General features: G+C 47.5%; 16 protein-coding genes and 1 riboswitch. All 16 genes read left to right on the top strand.

The features are described from left to right. The first annotated feature begins 209 nt into the window (after window positions 1–209). The 16 genes from L1F29_RS29035 (at window position 210) to L1F29_RS28960 (ending at window position 20,135) form a co-directional block, all read left to right on the top strand. Window positions 210–830, top strand: a complete 621-nt coding sequence (locus L1F29_RS29035) for a nitrite/sulfite reductase domain-containing protein (RefSeq protein ID WP_258385491.1) — start codon at window positions 210–212, stop codon at window positions 828–830. Window positions 831–872: 42 nt separating this feature from the next. Next, window positions 873–1,112, top strand: a complete 240-nt coding sequence (locus L1F29_RS29030; protein ID WP_258385490.1) for a glutaredoxin family protein — start codon at window positions 873–875, stop codon at window positions 1,110–1,112. A 172-nt stretch (window positions 1,113–1,284) separates the two neighbouring features. After that, window positions 1,285–1,431: riboswitch (FMN riboswitch) on the top strand. Between the two features lie 139 nt (window positions 1,432–1,570). Next, the gene (locus L1F29_RS29025) at window positions 1,571–2,521 is read left to right on the top strand and encodes a DMT family transporter (RefSeq protein ID WP_373876573.1); all 951 of its coding nucleotides are present in this window, start codon (window positions 1,571–1,573) and stop codon (window positions 2,519–2,521) included. Between the two features lie 452 nt (window positions 2,522–2,973). Then, window positions 2,974–4,620 carry a cache domain-containing sensor histidine kinase gene (locus L1F29_RS29020; protein ID WP_258385488.1) on the top strand — a complete coding sequence of 549 codons (1,647 nt, stop codon included), beginning with the start codon at window positions 2,974–2,976 and terminating at the stop codon, window positions 4,618–4,620. Then, the gene (locus L1F29_RS29015) at window positions 4,595–5,671 is read left to right on the top strand and encodes a response regulator transcription factor (RefSeq protein WP_258385487.1); all 1,077 of its coding nucleotides are present in this window, start codon (window positions 4,595–4,597) and stop codon (window positions 5,669–5,671) included. The genes L1F29_RS29020 and L1F29_RS29015 overlap by 26 nt, the downstream gene beginning before the upstream one ends. 109 nt (window positions 5,672–5,780) lie before the next feature. Next, window positions 5,781–7,430, top strand: a complete 1,650-nt coding sequence (locus tag L1F29_RS29010) for an extracellular solute-binding protein (protein ID WP_258385486.1) — start codon at window positions 5,781–5,783, stop codon at window positions 7,428–7,430. A gap of 76 nt (window positions 7,431–7,506) precedes the next feature. Next, window positions 7,507–8,406, top strand: a complete 900-nt coding sequence (locus L1F29_RS29005) for an ABC transporter permease (RefSeq protein WP_258385485.1) — start codon at window positions 7,507–7,509, stop codon at window positions 8,404–8,406. 11 nt (window positions 8,407–8,417) lie between these two features. Next, window positions 8,418–9,299: a carbohydrate ABC transporter permease gene (locus L1F29_RS29000; protein ID WP_258385484.1), complete on the top strand. Its 882-nt coding sequence runs from the start codon at window positions 8,418–8,420 to the stop codon at window positions 9,297–9,299. Between the two features lie 419 nt (window positions 9,300–9,718). Continuing rightward, window positions 9,719–11,089 carry an ABC transporter substrate-binding protein gene (locus L1F29_RS28995; protein ID WP_258385483.1) on the top strand — a complete coding sequence of 457 codons (1,371 nt, stop codon included), beginning with the start codon at window positions 9,719–9,721 and terminating at the stop codon, window positions 11,087–11,089. Window positions 11,090–11,330: 241 nt separating this feature from the next. Next, complete coding sequence (locus L1F29_RS28990) at window positions 11,331–11,762, top strand: hypothetical protein (RefSeq protein ID WP_258385482.1); 432 nt, start codon at window positions 11,331–11,333, stop codon at window positions 11,760–11,762. A gap of 680 nt (window positions 11,763–12,442) precedes the next feature. Further along, a complete protein-coding gene (locus L1F29_RS28985; protein WP_258385481.1) occupies window positions 12,443–13,489 on the top strand; it encodes a DUF4037 domain-containing protein in 1,047 nt (348 codons plus the stop codon). Window positions 13,490–13,664: 175 nt separating this feature from the next. Next, a complete protein-coding gene (locus L1F29_RS28980; RefSeq protein ID WP_258389845.1) occupies window positions 13,665–14,837 on the top strand; it encodes a serine hydrolase domain-containing protein in 1,173 nt (390 codons plus the stop codon). Between the two features lie 326 nt (window positions 14,838–15,163). After that, complete coding sequence (locus L1F29_RS28975; protein ID WP_258385480.1) at window positions 15,164–15,901, top strand: Stf0 family sulfotransferase; 738 nt, start codon at window positions 15,164–15,166, stop codon at window positions 15,899–15,901. Window positions 15,902–16,062: 161 nt separating this feature from the next. Then, window positions 16,063–16,473 carry a VOC family protein gene (locus L1F29_RS28970; protein WP_258385479.1) on the top strand — a complete coding sequence of 137 codons (411 nt, stop codon included), beginning with the start codon at window positions 16,063–16,065 and terminating at the stop codon, window positions 16,471–16,473. 400 nt (window positions 16,474–16,873) lie between these two features. Next, a complete protein-coding gene (locus L1F29_RS28965; protein ID WP_258385478.1) occupies window positions 16,874–19,621 on the top strand; it encodes a DUF3289 family protein in 2,748 nt (915 codons plus the stop codon). Beyond that, a complete protein-coding gene (locus L1F29_RS28960) occupies window positions 19,614–20,135 on the top strand; it encodes a hypothetical protein (protein WP_258385477.1) in 522 nt (173 codons plus the stop codon). The genes L1F29_RS28965 and L1F29_RS28960 overlap by 8 nt, the downstream gene beginning before the upstream one ends. Window positions 20,136–20,607 lie beyond the last annotated feature (472 nt).

Here is a 20,607-nt window from a genome sequence, read left to right as displayed (position 1 = left end):
TAACGTCAATCTTTCCATCCGGGCGGGGATCGCATTCGCGAACGACAATTCCCGCCGGAAAGGGAAAACTGCTGGACCAAAAGCCAAGTTCGCGGCTCTTATGGTACAGCAGGACATATAGGACGGGGCAATTCTTCAGCGTTATAGCGTCTTCTAAGCCCCTTTGTCATCATCGTTCAGTAACGGAACATGAATAAAGGAGTTGGATTATGGGAGAATTTAAGAAAATAGCCGTTTCCCCGCCTGTTCAAAAGGGAGGCAGCCAATTTACGCCGGAGCAGCTCATGAAGATCGGAACGCTTGCCGGTGCGGATGCGAAGATCGAGATGACCCCGTTCAAACAATTGTATGTGCAGGTGCCTATCGATCAGCATGATGCCATCAAGGATGAGTTTGAACGATCGGGGCTGGAAGTCAATCCGGCAGGATTTGTGACCAAAGCGCTGATCGCCTGCAATTTCTGCAAAGGGGAAGAAGCAGCCGGCTTAGAGACGGCTAAGCTCTTGAATCAAGCAATCGCCGGAATCGAGACGCCTACGCCGATGAAGGTCGGTTATGCAGGCTGCGCGCTAGGCACGAGCGAGCCGCTGTTGAAAGATATCGGCGTCGTGAAAATGAAGGATACGTTCGATATCTATGTGGGCGGTGAGCCCAAAGGACTGAAGGTGGCCAAGGCGAAGCTTCTATGCTCGGGGGTAACGCAGGATCGGCTTGCGCATGTTGTAACCACGATCATCGATTTTTATAAGGAGAACGCCAAGAGTAAAGAAAAGTTCAGCAAATTCGTAGATCGGATGACACTGGAGCAACTGCAAGAAATCGTGGCTTAAGCTACCGCCCTAATCGTTTATTAAGAAGAGGAGTGAATGACAATGTCTGAATCCTTGAAAATTTATACGATTCCAACCTGCAGCGACTGCAATCATGCCAAGCGATATTTCGCAGAAAATAATATCCCCTACATCGAGTATAATTGTGAAGATGATATGAAATATCCCGAGGAAGTCTTTCGCTTGACCGGGAAGCAGACGGTTCCGACGATCGTTATTCAAGATAAGGTGTTTGTCGGCTTCGCGGATAATTTCACGGAGATCACGAAGCTCCTTCAATAAGCGCTATGGGTGATCCTTCCCTGCGATGAGGTGAGGCTGCTTGGGAATTGACGAAGCGGTGCAGGTGGTTTCGTATGATAAAGTTTGGCCTGCGTTATTCGAGCAACCCGGCGACCTGGAAAAAGGTTTGCCAGGCAATCTGTAGCCGTGCTATTATTCAAACTATTAGAATATGAACCTTCGGGGCAGGGTGAAATTCCCTACCGGCGGTGAGGATACGTTCATGTATCTAAGCCCGCGACTCCCAGCCTGTATGGGCTGGGACTGACTTGGTGAAATTCCAAGGCCGACGGTATAGTCCGGATGGGAGAAGGTGAAGAACAACTTGTTAAAATTGAATTTTAAACAGGTCTGTTTAGCGATGCCCCCGTTGATTTATAACGGGGGCATCGCTTCTTTCAGAAGGTTCAATTCAAAACATTCCATCGGAGGTTTTTGAATTGGCAGATGTATTTAAGCTGGAAAGTAACCACACGAATTTGCATTCATCGCGCACCAGCAGCATCAATGGGATTTGGTATGTCGCGCTCGGAGCGACACTGTGGGGGCTCGACCCTCTCTTTCGAATCCTATTGTTGAAAAGCTTCACCTCTTTACAGATCGTATTCATTGAGCATCTGCTGTTGGCCTGTTATGCGATGCCAGTGCTGATCAGGTACCACAAGACATTAACCGGTAAGCTAACGCTGGCAGTCGTTGGCGCCCTGCTATTCATATCTTGGGGCGGCTCGGCCATTGCGACCATACTGTTCACGGAGGCATTCGCTCACGGCAATGCAAACGCAGTCCTGCTTCTGCAGAAATTGCAACCCTTGTTCGCCATCATTCTGGCGCGTGTTCTGCTCAAAGAAACGCTGCCTTCCAAATTTTTTGCCTATATATTCGTTGCACTTCTAGGTACGTATCTGTTGACGTTCGGCTTTGCTTCACCTGGGATGGGCTTGAAGGATTTAGGTACAATAAGCTGCTTATTTTCTATTCTGGCAGCTCTCTTATGGGGTGGATCGACTGTTATGGGCAAGTTTCTGCTGCAAAGAAACTTAGATTTCCCAGTCGTCACTTCACTACGGTTCTTGTTGGCTATTCCGTTCGTATCGGTCGTTCTTTTGGTTAGCGGCGACGTATGGCAAGTAAGCGGATCTAGCGGCGAGCTGGCGCTGATTGCAGTAAACCTGCTGTTCCAGGCTTTTCTCCCAGGATTGGTCAGCATGCTTCTCTATTATAAGGGGCTGTCATCGACAAAAGCTTTCTTTGCGACGCTTGCGGAGCTTGCCTTCCCTGCCGTAGGTGTATTCATGAACTGGATCGTATTTGATCAGAAACTGACCGCGGGACAACTCGTAGGCTTTGCTCTCATTTGGTTGATTCTGTGGTTAATGACCCGCAGTAAGGGGAATGCCGCGGCGTGATGACGTGGTAATTCGATAAGGAAGTAGATTGAAACGACAGGCTGCCGCGGCGGCCTGTTGTTGCGTTAATGGGGAATTACATGTTGCAAGGCGAAGCTTCATTCGCGAGTGGCATTCTATATGCAAGAGGTAATGCAACATGTCGATCACCAGATCGAATAACCATTTTCCGGAATTCCACGATTTTCATGCGGAAGCAAGGCATTCCTTTTCTGTATTGACACGAAACCGTTCGCTCCACTACTCTTAATACAAGCAACGGAAACTGACAGGCCGAAGAATTCGCTTAGTGCGATTCGCCGATACCCTTTGTTCACCAAGCAGAAGCAAGGGTGCGCTTTCGCGCAGATGCTATGCCTATTTTAGAAAACGCTTTCTTTTTGTTGAGGTTTTGTAAAAAATGCGGGGTGTCAGTAACCGTTGAGAAGGGCAGAGATTGGAGTGACGATAGAGTGAAAGGACTTGCTGGACCTTCTTCAATAAAGAAAAGCCTGCTGACGTTCTTTATCGTACTGTTTTTGATTCCTTTTATTGGCTTTTGTCTGATTTGGTATATCAAGTCGGCCGAAACGATTCAGGAGAGTGAAATTTATTATAACGAACAGTTGATCCGCCGGGTAAATACACAGCTAGATGATTTTTTTGCAGGCATTAAGGCGGATTCGATGCCTTATCCAGGCCATCCGCTGGTTCAGGAATTCATCAAGTCTGATCCGTTCAATACGTACGAGATGTATCATTTGAAGGCTCGTCTAAATAATGAACTGATTCCAAATTTGCGGAAAGACATATATGAGTTCTCCATCATTTCCGCAAAAGGCGCGTATTACGGTGAATTCCATACGGTAAGCATGCCCGAATATCCGGAAAGCTTTAAAATTCTCGGATTGGCGAAAAAAAACGACTTTCCGGTCATCACGGTTTACCGGAAAATTATCGACAATAAAACATACAAGACCGCCGGCGCGATTATTATGGGCCTCTCTGTTGACCAGCTGCAGAGAATCGCGAGTATCAAGCCGTATGGAAAATCCGGTTATATCGTCATCGCCAATGAATCCGGTGAAATTATATATCATACGGAGAAGGAGAAGATCGGCACATTTTTGCCCGAAAAGTGGAAAGAGCGGATGGGCGCGGATAACGGCCGGTTTGTGGAGGACAGTCCGGAAGGCAAAAAAATGATGCTTTATCAGGTTTCCGACAGGACGCATTTCACCATTATTTCGGAAACGTCGAAGTACGAAATGCTTGGCGGTCTGCAGCGGCTTCAGCTGCTGACGCTAACCATCGGCATTTTGATACTGATCCTTGCTTTCGTCGTTTTTTACCGGATGCTTCGTGAGATCCAGCTGCTGCTCAGTGAGAACCACAAAACCCGATTGCGTGAGAAAGAGCTTCAGATCAAGAATCGGGAGGCGCTGCTGTCAGCTCTTCAAGCCCGAATCAATCCGCATTTTTTATATAACACGCTCGAAATCATTAACTCTTACGCCGTCGTGTTCAATGTCGAGCCGATCAGCAAGATGACGGTACAACTCTCGAGCCTGTTTCGCTATAGCGTCAGCAATCCGGATCAGGTCATTCTGTTGCGCAAAGAGCTTGAGCATATCAGGACGTACATTAATATTCAAAAGGAGCGGTTTGAAGAGCTGCGCTTCGAAGTGAATGTTGAAGAAGAAATGCTGGACCGCGTCTATTTGTTCCGTCTGATCATACAGCCTCTTGTGGAAAATGCCTTCCAGCACGCTTATGAGAAGCATGGCAAATCACCTGGCTGGATTCAAATTACAGGTCTTGCGGAAAAGGACTACTACTCGCTGTATATACAGGACAAGGGCAAGGGGATGGCGCCGGAGCTGAAACAGAAATACAACGAAGCGTTCGAATGGTTGACGGAAGGCAAAATGAGCGGGTTCGAATCAAGCCCTTTTCAGCAAATCGGTTTATGGAATGTACATGCCCGGCTGCGGCTGGCGTTCGGCCACCCATTCGGACTGCGGATCTGCGATTCCGGCGAGGAAGGTTCTATATTTCAGATCAAGCTGCCCTATATGAGAGGAGTAATCCGAGATGTACAAAGTGTTGATTGCGGATGATGAACGGATGGTTCGGCTCAACCTGAGGACAATGATTGAAAGGGATTCGGAACGCTTTACAGTCGTTCAGGAGGCCAAGGACGGTGAACAGGCGCTGCGCATGTGCATCGACATCAAGCCCGATCTGCTTATTACCGATATTCGGATGCCGGAACTGAACGGATTAGACCTGATACGCAGCTTGTCGGCTCACAACCTGGAATTCGAATCTCTAGTGGTGTCCGGGTACGATGACTTCGAATACGCCCGAAACGCCTTTCGTTTCGGCGTAACCGATTATTTGTTAAAGCCGATTGACAAACCATATTTTCTGGACGTTCTCCACAAAATCGACGGCCGACTGAGCAAGAGAACGGGTCAAATGGGGGCGTTCAAGGATTGGCTGTGGTCCTGGAAAACGTACGCCGAGCAAACGGCCGAATCGCTATGGCGACTGGATGAAAAAGAAATAGAGCGGGAGCTGGAGCGAATCCGCTCCGTCGTCAAGCCCGGAAGGGGACAGGTGGATCCTGAGACCGTCAAACAAATCGAGTACTATCTGGTGGTGCTCAGCTGCGCTCTTCAGGAGGCGAACAAGAGCGGGCTGCAGCTGCCGGACCTGAAGCCGATCGAGCGGATCTTCGATGCGTCGGCCTTATACGAGACTGTCCGCTCCAGACTGACGGGGCTGCTCCGTCATATCCGGGAGACGCGGAATTGGTGGAGTTACAACCGGCTGATGCGCAATGTGAAGGCCTATCTGGAGGAGCACTATGCGCAGCCCGACCTTTCCTTGAAGGAGGCGGCTTCTTCCTTCGAACTGTCACCGAATTATTTCGGCAACATGTTTAAGAAAGAGACGGGGATGAGCTTTAATCAATATGTAACCCGTATCAGGATGGATAAAGCGATGGTTCTGCTGCGGAATCCCTCGGTTAAGCTGTACGAGGTGGGGGAAACGGTGGGATTTGACGATTATACCTACTTCTCCAAGACGTTCAAAAAGCACACCGGCTCTTCTCCTTCGGATTTCCGGAAATACGGAGGCGTAGTAAACGAAGAATTGCCGTGAAAAACTGCAAGTTATCGTTGATAATTCCATGTCGCCCTACCAAGTACCGCTTCTATAATTAGGACAAGAGAGATAGGGATCTCTCAAACAAAAAAGCGGAGGGATTGGATTGCGGGGATTTGCAAGGAAGAGATGGCTCGTTTCAGTTGCGGTTCTATTGCTGCTTAGTCTGGTTTTGGCGGCATGCTCCAGCGGGAAGCAGGATGAGGCAGACGCAAAAAGCGTAAAGAAAGAGACAGGCGCAAACAGCGGGAAGGGCGATACCACAGCCGAAAAAGGAACTTCCGGCGAAGAAGCGGCGAAGAGGGAAATTTCGATCCTACTGTCTCATAATAACTCCGGTTTTGCCTCCAAGGCTCCGGACGAGCAAAAGCAGAAATATTACGACGAACTGAAAAAGCTGTCCGGCTACAATGTCAAGTATGAGTACCTGGGCATGGACATCGATTTCCGCCAGCAGATGGCGCTCCGGTTTGCTTCCGGGGAGCTGGCCGATCTTGTTCGGACCGACGGCATCGATTCACAGGTCCATCAGGGAGCGGTTGACCAAGGTGTATTTCACGAGCTGGGACCGTTGATTGACCAATACGGACAGAATCTAAAGAAAAAAATTCCGGACGTCGCCTGGAACAGTCCCAGGGTAACGAAGAACGGCAAGATTTACGGTATTCCCACACTGAGCGGGGCGCCTGCGGACCGAATCATGTTCTACCGTCAGGACTTCCTCGACAAGGTGAATATGGAAGTGCCGAAGACCCTTGACGAATTCACGAAATTTGCCGAAGCGGTTCACAATACGGATGTGAACGGCGACGGCGACCCGCATAATACGTGGGCGCTGTCTCTGACGGACGCCATGTCCTGGAGGGATGTGCTCACCGGTTCGTTCGGTATCCGACCTGGCGCATGGCATCTGCATAACGGCCAGTTGGAACCGGATATCATTCAGCCTGAAATGAAGGAAGCAATCGCTTATTACAAGATGCTGTACGACAAAGGTTACATTGAGAAAAATTTCATAACCAAGAAGCAGGGCGACAGCGGTAAGGATATTTTCTCGGGTACGGTTGCCGCTTGGGGAGCGGCTACATATCAATATCCGGCCGTTTCGGCATTTGAGTATCCGAATCAGCCGAATGCGGCAATCACAATGGCGGTACCGCCGAAAGGCCCCCGGGGCGAGAACTACCTCCAGATCGTAACGGACCAAATCTATTTCGTCTGGACAATTCCTGCAGACCGGAAAAATCCGGAGGAGATCATCAAGTTTCTCGATTGGGCCTGGAGCAGTCCGGAAGCGGACAAGTTTTTCGCCTACGGCATCAATGGCCACAATTACACCGAAGAAAACGGCCAGATCAAATTTGATCCGCTGAGCGAGCGTAATACCGGGCCTCTGAATGAAAAAGAATTTTTCCAGCTTTCCATGAATGTCCGCGAGAATGGCTTGAACAACCCGGCGGTGCTGAAGGCGATGCCGAGCAGCGATGTGATCCTGAAAGGATATAAGGATTCGGAATCTACGATTCTAAACAACGATGCTATGTACATGCCGAAACTGAAGGCGCTCGACGGCCGCCCCGAGTTGAGTCCCGACTTTGCATCCGGCAGCCTGTTTTATGATGAATTCGTGAAGCTGGTCGTCGGCAAGGAAGACCTGGATAAAGGCTTCGACGCTTTCGTGAAGGAATGGAAGCAGCGTGGCGGAGACGCGGCCATCAAGGAAGCGACCGACTGGTACAACAGCAAGAAGAAATAAAAATGCATGAACGGGTAAGGGCCCTCACCGTAAGTTCAAGAGGGCCCTTTTCTCAACTTGGAAAGGAGAACATCCCTTGTTTCGAAAAGGCAAAATAACGGATGCTTGGGTCCTGCTCCTGATCGCGTCACCGGGTCTGGCCCATTTCCTGATCTTCAAGTATATTCCGCTTGCCGGCAATCTGATTGCGTTCCAGGATTACAATCTCTTCTCGGGTTTGTTGCACAGCAAGTGGGTAGGGCTGAAACATTTCAAATTTATGTTTGAATATCCCGAATTTGCGATGGTGCTTTGGAATTCCATCCGCTTCGGCCTTTATTCAATCCTGTTCGGATTTCCTGCTCCGCTGATTCTGGCTCTGCTGCTTAACGAAATACGGCTGAGCTGGTTTAAACGCACGAGCCAAACGCTGCTTTATCTGCCGCACTTTCTGTCCTGGGTTATTGTGGGCGGCATCTTTACCGAGCTGCTGGCTGAAAAAGGGCTGGTCAATCAGATACTGGCCAAATTCGGTGATGCGCCCGTATCGTTCCTGACCGAACCCCGCTATTTTCTAGGTATCGTAATCAGTCTCGGCATCTGGAAGGAAGTCGGCTGGTCGATGATTATTTATTTGGCGGCCATGACGGGAATTAATCCCAATCTGTACGAAGCCGCCATGGTGGACGGCGCGAGCCGCTTTCGGAGGATCTGGCACATTACGCTGCCCTCGCTGCTGCCGGCCATTATCATGCTCTTGCTGCTGCGGATCGGACATCTGCTGGACGCTAACGTGGAACAGCTGCTGTTTTTCCTGAATCCGCTTGTCCGGGATGTGGGTGAAGTTTTCGACACCTATGTATATCGGGTCGGTTTAACGGGCGGACAATACAGCTACACCACGGCCATTGGCATTTTCAAGTCGCTTATCGGCATCATTCTCGTCGTGAGCCTGAACAAACTGAGCCGCAAAACGACAGGCGACAGCATTTATTAGGAGGCGGTCTCATGATGGAACTCAGGACACATTCGGAAAGAACGTTTCAGTGGGTGAACGGGGTGTTTTTCATTTTGCTTTGCTTTTCGATGATCGCCCCGATCCTGCATCTGCTGGCCGTGTCGCTCAGCAGCACCGTATATGCGAACAGTCGGCTTGTCGTACTTTGGCCAAAGGGCTTCCAGGTCAGCGTCTATGAAACGCTGTTCGGCATGAGAGAGATGTGGAAGGGTATGGGAGTCAGTGTCTATATAACGCTGATGGGAACATTCCTGTGCCTTGTTTTTACCTCTTCGCTTGCGTATTCGCTTACCCGGCCGCAGATGCCGTGCCGCAGAATCATTACCCGGCTCATTTTGTTCACGTTTATTTTTTCCGTGCCGTTAATTCCGAGCTACTTGGTTGTCAAATCGCTGGGTATGATTAATTCACTTTGGTCGCTGATCATACCTGGGGCGCTGGGCGCGTACAACGTATTTATAATGAAGACTTTCTTTCAGGGGATCTCATCCGAGCTGATCGATGCCATGAAAATCGACGGCAGCGGCGAGTTCGGCGTGTATGCCCGTCTTGTGCTTCCCCTATCGGCGCCGGTGCTTGCAACGATCGCCCTGTTTCATTCCGTAGGAACGTGGAACGCTTATTTCGGTGCGCTGATCTACATCCGTGACAAATCGTTGTTTCCGCTGCAGCTCTTATTGAAAAATCTCATTTCCAGCAGCAGTGCCGATAACGGCCTGGACGCGATCGGTATCCATTCTGGCGTAACGACCAGCCCCGAAACGCTTAAAGCGGCGGCTATTTTATTCACGACGGTTCCGATTTTGATTGTATATCCATTTCTGCAAAGATATTTTGTAAAGGGCGCCATGCTGGGATCCTTAAAGGAATAGGCATTGCAATCCGAGCAAAGCACCCTTAACAAAGGAATGACGACACTACGGGCCTATTCCGACGATAGGCCGATTTCATTAGCTTTTATAATGAAATCGGCTTTTTCGTATGCAGAAAATTATGGACATTCTTACAGAAAACCTTCCACAACTACACAGGTACAACCAACCGAATGGAGCCGCCACGGCTCTTTCTCATTTCATCTTAAAAATAGGGAGTTCAGAAACGTTGGGTTTCTCAAATTATACAAGTAATTGAAATTCATACAAAATTCATACCACCAAACATATATTTAGAACGAAATCGGGGGGCGAAAGGAGAAGAAATCGGTTAACAAAGGAGGAGATATCGTGAATTGGAGTGGTTGGCCCGCTGAGAATATTACATATTGGGGGGATGAATGATGAGAGATTTTCCGATGAAGTGGTTACGCAATCGGAATGGAAGAAGGAGCAAAGCTTCGCTGCTTCTGTTGTCTGCACTGCTTATATTGTTGGGTTTGGCAGGCTGCAGCAGTCCTAATGAGACGGAATCGGAAGAGACGGGGAACCAGCAAGAGCAAGCGAAGATCGTAGACAAGAAGAATATCAAGGCCGACCTGAAGATTCTTACGGAGTGGGGCCATGCCTTTCATGATCAGTTCGGTAAGCTGTTCGAAGACTTTAATAAAGAATACCCGAATATTCGCGTGACGTTAATGGAACAAGCGACAGGCGATCTGCCCGCGCTTATCGCATCCGGAGAAACGCCTGATCTGGTTATAGCGGGGGATCTAGCCAACAATTTGACGAAAGACGATCTGATTGAAGACTTGACGCCTTATATGAACATCGATCCGGATGTGACGCCGGAAATCTTTTATGATTTCGCTTATAAAAGATCGGTTTCGCCAAACGGGGAAGTATGGGCGCTCCCATGGCACGTCGATCCGAATTTCGTGCTCATGTACCATAAAGACGTGCTGGAGCAATATGGCTTTACAGAAGTGCCGGCCATGCATTCGCTTGAGGAGTTCGAAGATTTTCTGCGCCGCTTCTGGGTTGTCGAGAATGGGGAGCAGGTGATGACGACATTTGCCCCGCATGAAATTATGGGTAATCCCGATTCCAGTCTAACGACGATCGCTTACTTGAACGGGGCGGATTCCTCCAACTTCTTCAATCCGGCCACCAATAAAGTAACGTTTAACGATCCGAAAATCGTCGAAGCGCTTGAATGGATCGTCCGCTTCAAGCGGGAAAATATCCATGACGAACGCATACAAAAATTAAATTCAACGCTGCCGGAAAACATGGGACGTTTTCAAGCGGGCAAATCGTTAATGGAGCCTACCGTGACCTTGATTTTAAGGGCCAATTATGAAGCGAATCCGGATATCGGCTTTGCATTGATGCCTGAGGAGTCGTTCTGGGTCAGCGGATGGTCTTGGGCGATGACGACAATCGGCAAGAAGGAAAACAAAGACGCCGCCTGGGAATTGTTGAAATGGATGACGTCAACGAAAGCGGGCGCCGAATCGCAATTGAAGCATTTTGGCTGGATATCAGGGATTAAGGATGACCCGTATCTCGAAGAGCTGACGAAGACGGATCCGGTGATGAAAAGCGCTTACGACGTGCTGCAAAAAGCGAAGAAAGTCCGTCCATATATCCCGGTCAATTGGGGTGAAGAATACAATGCCAAATGGGCTGAAGTGATGAGTGGCACGCTTGAGCCGAAAGCATTCCTCGACCATATGACACAGTACATTCAAGCTTTGCTCGATGAACAATTACGGGCGCAAGAATGACCGACAGACATATTGTTTTGTATGCTTAGCAACAAGCAGCAGGCTGCCGCGGCGGCCTGCTGCTCGTTTTTATGGGGAAGGATAATGGATCCAGTTGTTACATGAAGAGGGGATTTTTATGAATTGTCGAATACATAAACATCGCTGGCTGAACGAAATTCTTATTTTGACGTTTTGGGAGGTCCGCAAGAAGCTGGAGTCGGTACTTTGAGATGATGGAGAGACCGGTGGGAGGTCAATAATGAACAACAAGTATAGCAGGCTCATCCTGTTGTTGGTCGTCTCGACCATGGTACTCTTGGCTGTTTACTATTGCAATCTGCTGCTTGCGAGGAATCTGGATAATCCTTCTTTGAAGCGGCCCGTTCTTTTTGTAGAGTATCTAATCGTGTTTCTCTTCGGCTCCGCGATCCGGATGACGCTGAATGACTCGTTCCGGGCAAGAAGCGGATTTGCGATCGGCAACCCGATATACGGTCTTGCTGCTATCATTCTGTTTATTGCGAACTATCTCACCTCTCTCTATTATGCGGAGTTAATGGTTCGTTTTGGCGTAGATAATTACTTTCTTAATGCGCTGCTTGACGATGATAATAAGATTTTAATAAACCTGTTGGCGGGGTACTTGCTGGCGGCTTCTTCTATAATACAAGTGGGCCAAAGCAAGAAATAGTGGCAGAGTTGGAAGAATGATTCCGCCTGTCTTACTGTCGACGGGTTTTTGTTGATCTAATGCCCCTTGTGCTGTTCCGCATTGTGCGGCTGCTGGATTGCTCGGCTTTTGACCTGGCGTGGTTTTGGGCCGCATTTACCATGTGGGGATGTACGTACCCATGTAAATGTCATCTAAGCTATAAAAAACCGCACGCTACTTTTTCGGTAGCGTTCGCCGCAACCACTCCAATTTCCACTGATCTAGCCGACATAGGCCGTCGAAATGGTTCATGGTTTGTACGAATCGGTATGGGTTGTAATCTTGCATATTATGCAACATTAAGCGGACTAAAACGCCGAAAACCGTGGATTGTTGCATTTTCTACAACAATTCCCATTTCAAAGCAGCTAATCAATACCGATTGTTGTATAACGTACAACAATTCGACCATTTGGCCAGAAAATCTGAAATATTGTTGCACGTTGTACAACATTCTCGACAACGGCATCACGCATGATAGAGAAACTAGCAGGCAAGGACAGAGTGCAGAGTGCAGAGTACAGAGTGCAGAGTGCAGAGTGCAGAGTACAGAGTACAGAGTGCAGTGTTAGAGTACAGAATATCTAGTTACAGTACAAAATGTAGAGTATATTACTGAGTTAAGAACCTATTCCGCATTGGGCCTGGAGGTATGCACAATGGTGTTTATCCAAGGAATTGAATTATGCCGCCGATTTCATGCCGAAGTCGTAGAACCGTTCATGAGTGAAACCTATCCGTCCCTGTCTTATTCATCGGCTCTAATGGGCCCAGGCAGTGAAGTGCTAGGATACGATACGGAGATGTCCACGGATCATGATTGGGGACCACGTATATTTCTTTTTCTGAGCCAGCAGGATGCTAGGCAATCGCAGCACATACAAGCATCCCTGCGGGAGAGGGCTCCGCGTCAGTTCTATGGGTTTCAGGTTGATCCGGACAAGAGTGTGGTTACGACGGTGCCGCGGTTTATCGAAGGCTGCCTGGGCATTAGCGCCGGCAGGCCGATCGAGCCGGTCGATTGGTTAACGTATCCTTCGCAGTCTCTGCTGGAACTAACCAGGGGAGCCGTCTATAGAGATGATCATGGCGAGCTGTCCGCCGTACGCCAACAACTTGAGTATTATCCTCATGATATTTGGCTGTACCTCCTGGCATCCTGCTGGAAGCGGATCGGCCAGGAAGAGCATCTGATGCTTCGTGCGGGATATGCAGGGGATGAGCTTGGTTCGGCGATTATCGCTTCGCGTCTGGTCCGCGATATCATGAGTTTGTGCTTTCTCATGGAGCGCCAATACGCCCCCTATCCCAAGTGGTTCGGGATGGCGTTCAAGCAATTGAAATGCTCCGACGAATTAATGCCAAGTCTGTGGTCGGCTCAAACGGCGGCCGCTTGGAGAGAACGCGAGCATGCCTTGAACAAGGCTTACCGCCATTTGTCCGACATGCATAATAAGCTTGGCATTACGGACGAGATCCCGGCGGATGTTTCTTACTTCCATGACCGTCCCTTCAAAGTCATGAATGGTGAAGAAATCGCCAGCCGTATAGCGAATCAAATTGAGGATCCGGTTATTCGGCGGTTTGCCGGAGGACGGTTGATCGGCAGCATCGATCAGATTACGGACAATACGGATTTTCGGATTACTAATGAGTGGATACGTAAAGTTTTGATGACCGTATACTTGTCCGCAGAAACAGAATAGCAGAAGCTTGGGGGGGGGGCTTGCCAGAGGGCGGCTCCTTTGCCATGACGGCCGGGTCAGCAATCGATAAGAAATCCGGACCGCCGCCGCATGTTAGAATAAAAGTCAACGATAAACCGGATGGAGGGAGAAGTCGGTGAGTAATCGTGTATTCGCAAAAGAGCGGCTGGACCGCATGCATGACGTCATGGCAGGATATATCGAGCGGGGCGAAGTGCCTGGAATCGTCACATTAATCAGCCGTAAGGGTGAGGTGCATGTCGAGGCGTATGGAATGAAGGCACTTGGGGGAAGCAGTCCGATGAGCCGGGACACGCTCTTTCGCATCGCCTCGATGACGAAGCCTATTACTGCGGCGGCGGCCATGATTCTTGTGGAAGAAGGCAAGCTTCAGCTGGATGAGCCGGTGGACCGGCTGCTGCCCGAGCTGGCCGGGCGCCGGGTTTTGAAGCGTCTTGAAGGACCGATCGACGATATGGTTCCCGCGAACAGGCCGATCACCTTACTCGATCTGCTGACCTTTCGCCTGGGCATCGGCATTGTGATGGCTCCTCCCGGCCAGTACCCGATCCAGCGGAAGATGGCTGATCTCGGACTCGAACCAGGACCGACCCCGCCAGTGCATGAGCCGGACGAGTGGATACGCCGGCTTGGCAGTCTGCCGCTGATCCATCAGCCGGGCGAAGCATGGATGTACCATACCGGCTCCGATGTCCTTGGCATCCTGATTGCCCGGGCTGCCGGCCAATCGCTGGAGCATGTCTTCCGCAGCCGCATCTTCGATCCGCTCGGAATGGGGGATACCGGTTTTCACGTGCCTGCCGGGAAGCTCGCGCGTCTGCCGGCAAGCTACATGACCAGTCCCGATCCCAGTCAGGGGACGCTCATGGTCCATGACGATCCGGAAGTTGGCAGATGGAGCCGTCCGCCTGCCTTCCCGTCCGGCGGGGGCGGATTGGTTTCGACCGCGGACGACTACCTGGCCTTTTGCCGGATGATGCTGAACGGCGGGCGGCAGGGCAGCGGCCATATTCTCTCGCGGTCGTCGGTGGAGCTGATGACAACCAACCATCTGACGCCGAAGCAGATTGAGGGAGCCTGCGATTTCTTAGGCGTCAACCGCGGATGGGGCTTTGGAGTTTCCGTCAGCATCGGGCAGGATCATCTGACTTCTAAGCCCGGCCGGTTCGGCTGGGACGGCGGAATCGGCACATCCGGATTTTCGGACCCGAATGAAGACTTGGTCGGGATCTTGATGACGCAGCGCCTCATGGATTCCCCCGAGCCTCCGGGAGTCTTTCAAGATTTCTGGACCTCGGTGTATCAGGCCATTGAAGCAGGAGACTGAGATCTCCCGCGGCAAATATGGCGCCGGAAAGGCTGCATCCGGATAGACGAATCCGTTTCATGCAGCCTTCTTACATGCTATGCAAGCTTCTTATTGGTGTGCATCTGTCCGCTTCTCGCCGGGCTTCAGGAGCTGCAGCGTGAGCGGCTATTACAGGCGTCGCCCCCACCTCATCCGTCCACTCATGTTTATATCAAACTATGGGATGAACGATGTGGAATAAATGGTTATAGCGGTTTTTTCGCTTTACGCGGTTCTCAAGCTGAATATAATAGAATTGCATCATTCCTACCTAATCCTATACACAATCGAGGAGAGACAGCGTTATGAAGCCGAATCGCAGCTACACGATCTGGTTTGCGCAGCGGACCGGAAGCACCCTGCTCAGTCAGGCATTAGCCTCCACAGGCGTCGCGGGAAATCCTGCAGATTGGTTAGAGTTTCATGTGCGGCGCGATCAGAGCGGCATGGAGCAGCTCAATCATATTCTGGAGTCAGGCACTTCAGCCAATGGGGTGTTCGGGATGAAGCATTCGCCTAATCGGAATGATCTTGAACAATGGCTTTCATGGTTTCAGAAGGAGCTCCAGCTTCCGGAAGGACTAACACGGCCTCGAATATGGGAGTCGGTGTTTCCGAATTGCCGGCATATCTATATGACCCGGCGCAACAAGGTGCGATTGGCGGTGTCCTGGTGGCGAGCCATCGTTTCGGGAGAGTGGCATCGCGAACATGGGGCCAAGCCGAAGCAAGCAGATACCAAGGATCGATACAGCCTCGACGCGATCAATCATCTCATACAGGAGGCGGTCATGCGCGAGTCGTGGATGGCGGAATTTTTCGCAGAGGAACGCATCACTCCGCTGACCGTAGTATATGAGGATTTTATTCTTGATTATGAAGGGACCGTCCGGGGGCTGCTCAAGTATTTGGAAATCCCTGAGGCGGATAATGTTACGATAGCTCCGCCCTATTACGACGGAATAGCCGATGATATAGCAGAAGAGTGGGTTCAGCGTTATCGGGAGGAGCGGCAGAAGGGCTGGACGAATGTCGCATGGTAGGTTGTTAGATAGCCAGCAAATGGCGTAAGAGGGCTGCCGCGCGGCTGCCCTCTTTTGTGCATTGCGACATATGCTAATCTAGCGTTTACGAACAGCCGAATGGTACGCTATGATAGTCGCATGGCACTAATTACCAGAATTTGCGAGAGGGGACAACGTACATGCCCATTCAACACATTGGCAGCTTGTTCATACCTGTAAGTGAATTGGAACGATCCATCACATTCTATACGGAGGTGCTTGGACTAGTTTGTCGGGGGATTGAAGATTGGGGGGACGGCAACAGAGGTGCGACATTGTTCTGCGAGCCCCATCCCGATCATGCGGCATTGCTGAGCTTGGCGGAAGTGAAGGGACCGATCGCTGTGTCCCCGCGTCCCGTATTGAACTTCAAGTGTACCGGTGTACCGGAACTGCAAGAGGGATTACAAGCAAAAGGGTATCGCGTGACAGAGCTGGAGACCTGGGATTCAGCCTGGAATCATCATGTTCTGTTCGATGTATTCGATCCGGATGGCCACATGATCAACCTGATCGACATGGTACCGCTGGCTGATCTGCAGGCCAAGTAGCGCTTCTGTTCAAGAATGAGTCTACGTCATATTTAGCCTGGAGAGAAACAGAGGCATTATCTATGAAAGCAAATCAAATGACAATCAAGTCTGACCCCTGCTCATCGAGCAGGGGCTCTTTTACTGTCTACAAAGAAAGGAGCGGGAACGATGAATGAGGATCTCGGGTCCCAAGCTGGGCATATGGTGTAACTGTTTAGTGTGGACTTTAACAGCGATAGCAATGGCACGACAACCACGACCTGTTTGTTACCGAATTCTAATTGTTAAAAATCTCTAACCAACAGAAATCGACTTATTCCAACAAGATCAATGTGGTAATTTAGCGGTGGTGGAAAAGGAAACGTTTTGGGAGGTGAATTTGAAAACTCTTTTCACAATCTTTATAAAGGAGATGTTCATGATGAAGAATAAAGCAAAAAGTATGTTGTGTTTGTTATTGACCTTTGCAATGGTTCTCGGCGGATCTGGGCAAGCAGTGGTTGCCAAGGATAATAACCAAGCTAATCAAGGACAAGGACAACATAAGAATTCTAGCGAGCAAAATGTAAAACAGTGGTTAAGTGAATATGAATTCAATGAGGATACCAGAGATGGAGTAATCTATGAGAAGGTTGCAATAAATGAATTAAAGCGTTTGCTAACCGTCATAAAAGATACGAATGCTAAGTTTGATTCTAATGCACTAGATGGTCTGATTGTGGAATTTGATAAAACCGGAGACATAAAGCCGAAAGATATGAATGAACTGGATAGGTTTGAACAATTAGTTAACCAATATGAACAAGCAATTCAAGAGGAGTATATAAAAGGAGTGGTTCTAAAAAGTGATCTGCTCTTGAAAATCAAACATAGCTTAACAGTATGTCTATGGGGATATGTATCAAAAAACGATTTCAATGAACCAACTGAAGTATTGATTGCAGATATACTCTTTAATTTTTATTTATCGGATAAAATTGTCAATAAAAATGCTATCGGCATCTTAACGGATATCTCTGATCAAACGGATCACAAAGGAAATCAACTAAAAGCTCATTTGAATAACGCGGTGAAAATGTCTGAAAAAGCTAATGAGTTTCTAGAAAAAGATCTAGCTATCCCTGCATCGAAATCTTATGAAAATGCATATAAACAAGTGTTATTCGGACTTGAAAAAGCAGGCTATCCATTTACCACAGAATTGTTTGAATCTACCTCTGACACGGATGGTGACACGATAACAGATGGAACAGAATTCCTTGAGGGAATGAATCCATTTAAAGAGGATACAGATGGTGATGGATTAAAGGACAATATTGAATATGAAATTAAATCATTTATTTCCCCAATAAAATATGATACAGATCATAATGGCATAAGTGATGCAGATGAAGATATCGATGAAGACGGCCTGAATAATAAAGATGAGCAGGTTTATCAAACAACTCTGATTAAGAAAGATTCAGACCAAGATCGATTAACTGACGGATTTGAAGTCCATCAGTTTGATTCATTACCTAATAAGTATGATACAGATAGCGATGGGTTAAGTGATGGAGATGAATATGCTTTAAAGACAAATCCGAAGGTTGCGGACAGCGATAATGACGAGGTCACGGATTCACAAGAGCTCCATAAACAAACTATTCGTAAATCATTGATTCAGCCTGATAAATCAGCAATTACAAGTGTAGAAGTTAGTTTTAGTGCAAAGGGTAATATTAATAAAACGACTAGAATTACCAGCACAAACAAAGTCAATATAAAAACTACTAATTTATATGGTATTATTGGTTCTCCTGTAAGGATCAATACTCAATCAGAATTTGATAAAGCAAGCATTACGTTTACTTATGATGAAGCGCAGCTAGGGGACACATTGGAACATGATTTAGGCATCATTTGGTATAACGAAGATGAGGAAATGTTTGAAAGTCTTAACGCTGTGTTAGATACAAATAAGAATACAATAAGTGCGGAAACGACTCAGCTTAGTGAATATATGGTTGTTGATAAGACAAAATGGTTGGAGCTTTGGAGTAGGGAATTAGACTACTCAAGGATGCATGGTTTAAATAAAACACTGGATAGTAGCGATGATTCAGGTGATGGAGGAATAGATCCAAAAGACTCAGATGGGGATGGCTTATCTGATACTTATGAAACTGTAGGAATGAAAACACCATACGGTATCATCTACTCCAATCCTGACATGAAAGATAGTGACGGAGATGGATTAACCGATGGGCAAGAAATGGGTCCATTCCAATCATTCACGGTCGACATTTTTGGAGTTACTATTCATTTGGAAGGGTTCTTTCCAACCAGTTTTCCTGACCGAAAAGATAGTGACGGAGATGGAAAGTTTGATAATGAGGATTTGAGACCGTTGTACGCTGATTTATCCGATTTAGTCATTTATCAATCAGATCGACCGGAAGGCTATGATGAAAATGGAAATGTAGCGAATGATATGAAAACAAATGATTATACAGGAGATCAAATAAAGGACATTAACTGGATGTTCAGATTCCAATTACTTGAATCTTATTTCCCGAGTATTCTCTTTGATGAGTTTGAGTTTATGTCAACAAGTTTATTTTCTACGGGGGATATGGAAGATGTTGTTTTAGATATGATTGATCATTTTGAGGAGGGAACGGGTACAGCGTATCGCAATGATACTTTGACTAAAAAAGCGAGTGAGCATGAGACAACAAAAGCCTATGTTGAATTTGTCAAAAATGCTTTAGTTGATGAGCTAAAGAAAAATGGAGGTAATTTGGCAGCACTTCAGTTTGATAACCGTACAAAGGAAACGAATGAATTTTATCAAAAAATACAGGATGATGCTTCTTACCCGACGTTTAGCACTCCGAGTGATAATATAAATGGACTTACAATTACAGTAAATGATACTTGGGGAAATACCGTATCCGTAAAAGATTTTTCAGTAGAGAACAATCGCTTTAAAGGTGTCATGCATGTTCGTTTATATGATCATTTTGGGTTAGATCGGCCAGATGTGGAGAAGGTGTATGTGAACTTAGCAGGATTTCGTGCCTGGTTTGTCTTACAGCATTATGATGAATATGATGGGAAATATAAGCCCTTTGTTTCTTTAATGGAAATGGATATACCATTCGAGGGGGAATTGAGTGGTTAAAGTTAATTTGAAAATTCTAGTTTTGATTATTGGTATATTCCTCATTCCATTATACTTAATTGGATGTACAAAGAATGGGGAATCAAGCGGGGAAACAAAGATTTTCGAAATTGCCAATACAGAAGAGGTCGTTGGTAAAAAGGATGAAGAAGTCGTGACTCTTAGAAAGCATTATATGATTCTGAATCCACCAAAAGATTTAATAGATTTGAAAGAATTAGTTGAAACATACATTAAGAGTCATCCAGTTGAAGGCGAACTTAAAGCAATAGAAGGCAAAAAGAGAATTTTTTATCTGTCCTTCTATAGGGAAAGTGACGATTTGCCAAGAGACTGGCAGCCTGATGAAAGTTATATGAATACGGATCGTCTAGAACATCATAAGAATGATCTCATTGCATCGATCATTTGGTCAGATGCTGAACCACGAAAAAAATACAATGTTTCTGAAAAAAACAAGGAAGGAAAGGTCATGAAGCGGATGCATTATATTGAGGATCAGCTTGTTGAGTAATACTAAAATATAAAACAGATATGCAGCCGGCCACATTCTATATCGTGATGGCCGGCTGATATATTAAATTTTAAACACCGACCACCTTACTTCGGTTTGTTTCGCTTTAATTGTTTGGACAATAACGAGGTTAGTGTTGTTGAACGGGTAACGATAGTTCAACTCCAAAGGGGTTGCCAGTTAAATTCCAATCAAGCTGCGATTACACCGGATTCCTTTGTAGAGTAAAGGGATCCGGTTTTTCATGCAATGATGTGCTTTTGTCTCAAAATGTCTACCAATCGAATCCAATTTAACCAAATAATTACATTAGTCGATAAGCAGAGTGGAAAGGATTTGGATCGAACGCACTCCGAGTACCAAGCGAATTAATCATTTGAAATGAGGAATCCAGATGGAGTTTAAGGGGATTTGCTCCATCAGGACGATGAAATCGTTTTTTTTGCATGATTCGCATTTTTTAGGATTGACA

Origin of the sequence: Paenibacillus spongiae, from assembly GCF_024734895.1 — a bacterium.
In the GTDB taxonomy this organism is placed as follows: Bacteria; Bacillota; Bacilli; order Paenibacillales; family Paenibacillaceae; genus Paenibacillus_Z; species Paenibacillus_Z spongiae.
Note: the sequence above shows the minus strand (reverse complement) of the source record. Positions and strands in the feature narration are given on the sequence as shown.

What these genes read in the sequence shown, in the direction of transcription:
- L1F29_RS29035 (WP_258385491.1), top strand. Translation starts at nt 210, where the DNA reads ATGGGAGAATTTAAGAAAATAGCCGTTTCCCCGCCTGTTCAAAAGGGA.
- L1F29_RS29015 (WP_258385487.1), top strand. Translation starts at nt 4,595, where the DNA reads ATGTACAAAGTGTTGATTGCGGATGATGAACGGATGGTTCGGCTCAAC.
- L1F29_RS28970 (WP_258385479.1), top strand. Translation starts at nt 16,063, where the DNA reads ATGCCCATTCAACACATTGGCAGCTTGTTCATACCTGTAAGTGAATTG.
- L1F29_RS28975 (WP_258385480.1), top strand. Translation starts at nt 15,164, where the DNA reads ATGAAGCCGAATCGCAGCTACACGATCTGGTTTGCGCAGCGGACCGGA.
- L1F29_RS28965 (WP_258385478.1), top strand. Translation starts at nt 16,874, where the DNA reads ATGATGAAGAATAAAGCAAAAAGTATGTTGTGTTTGTTATTGACCTTT.
- L1F29_RS28995 (WP_258385483.1), top strand. Translation starts at nt 9,719, where the DNA reads ATGAAGTGGTTACGCAATCGGAATGGAAGAAGGAGCAAAGCTTCGCTG.
- L1F29_RS28985 (WP_258385481.1), top strand. Translation starts at nt 12,443, where the DNA reads ATGGTGTTTATCCAAGGAATTGAATTATGCCGCCGATTTCATGCCGAA.
- L1F29_RS28980 (WP_258389845.1), top strand. Translation starts at nt 13,665, where the DNA reads ATGCATGACGTCATGGCAGGATATATCGAGCGGGGCGAAGTGCCTGGA.
- L1F29_RS28990 (WP_258385482.1), top strand. Translation starts at nt 11,331, where the DNA reads ATGAACAACAAGTATAGCAGGCTCATCCTGTTGTTGGTCGTCTCGACC.
- L1F29_RS29030 (WP_258385490.1), top strand. Translation starts at nt 873, where the DNA reads ATGTCTGAATCCTTGAAAATTTATACGATTCCAACCTGCAGCGACTGC.
- L1F29_RS29000 (WP_258385484.1), top strand. Translation starts at nt 8,418, where the DNA reads ATGATGGAACTCAGGACACATTCGGAAAGAACGTTTCAGTGGGTGAAC.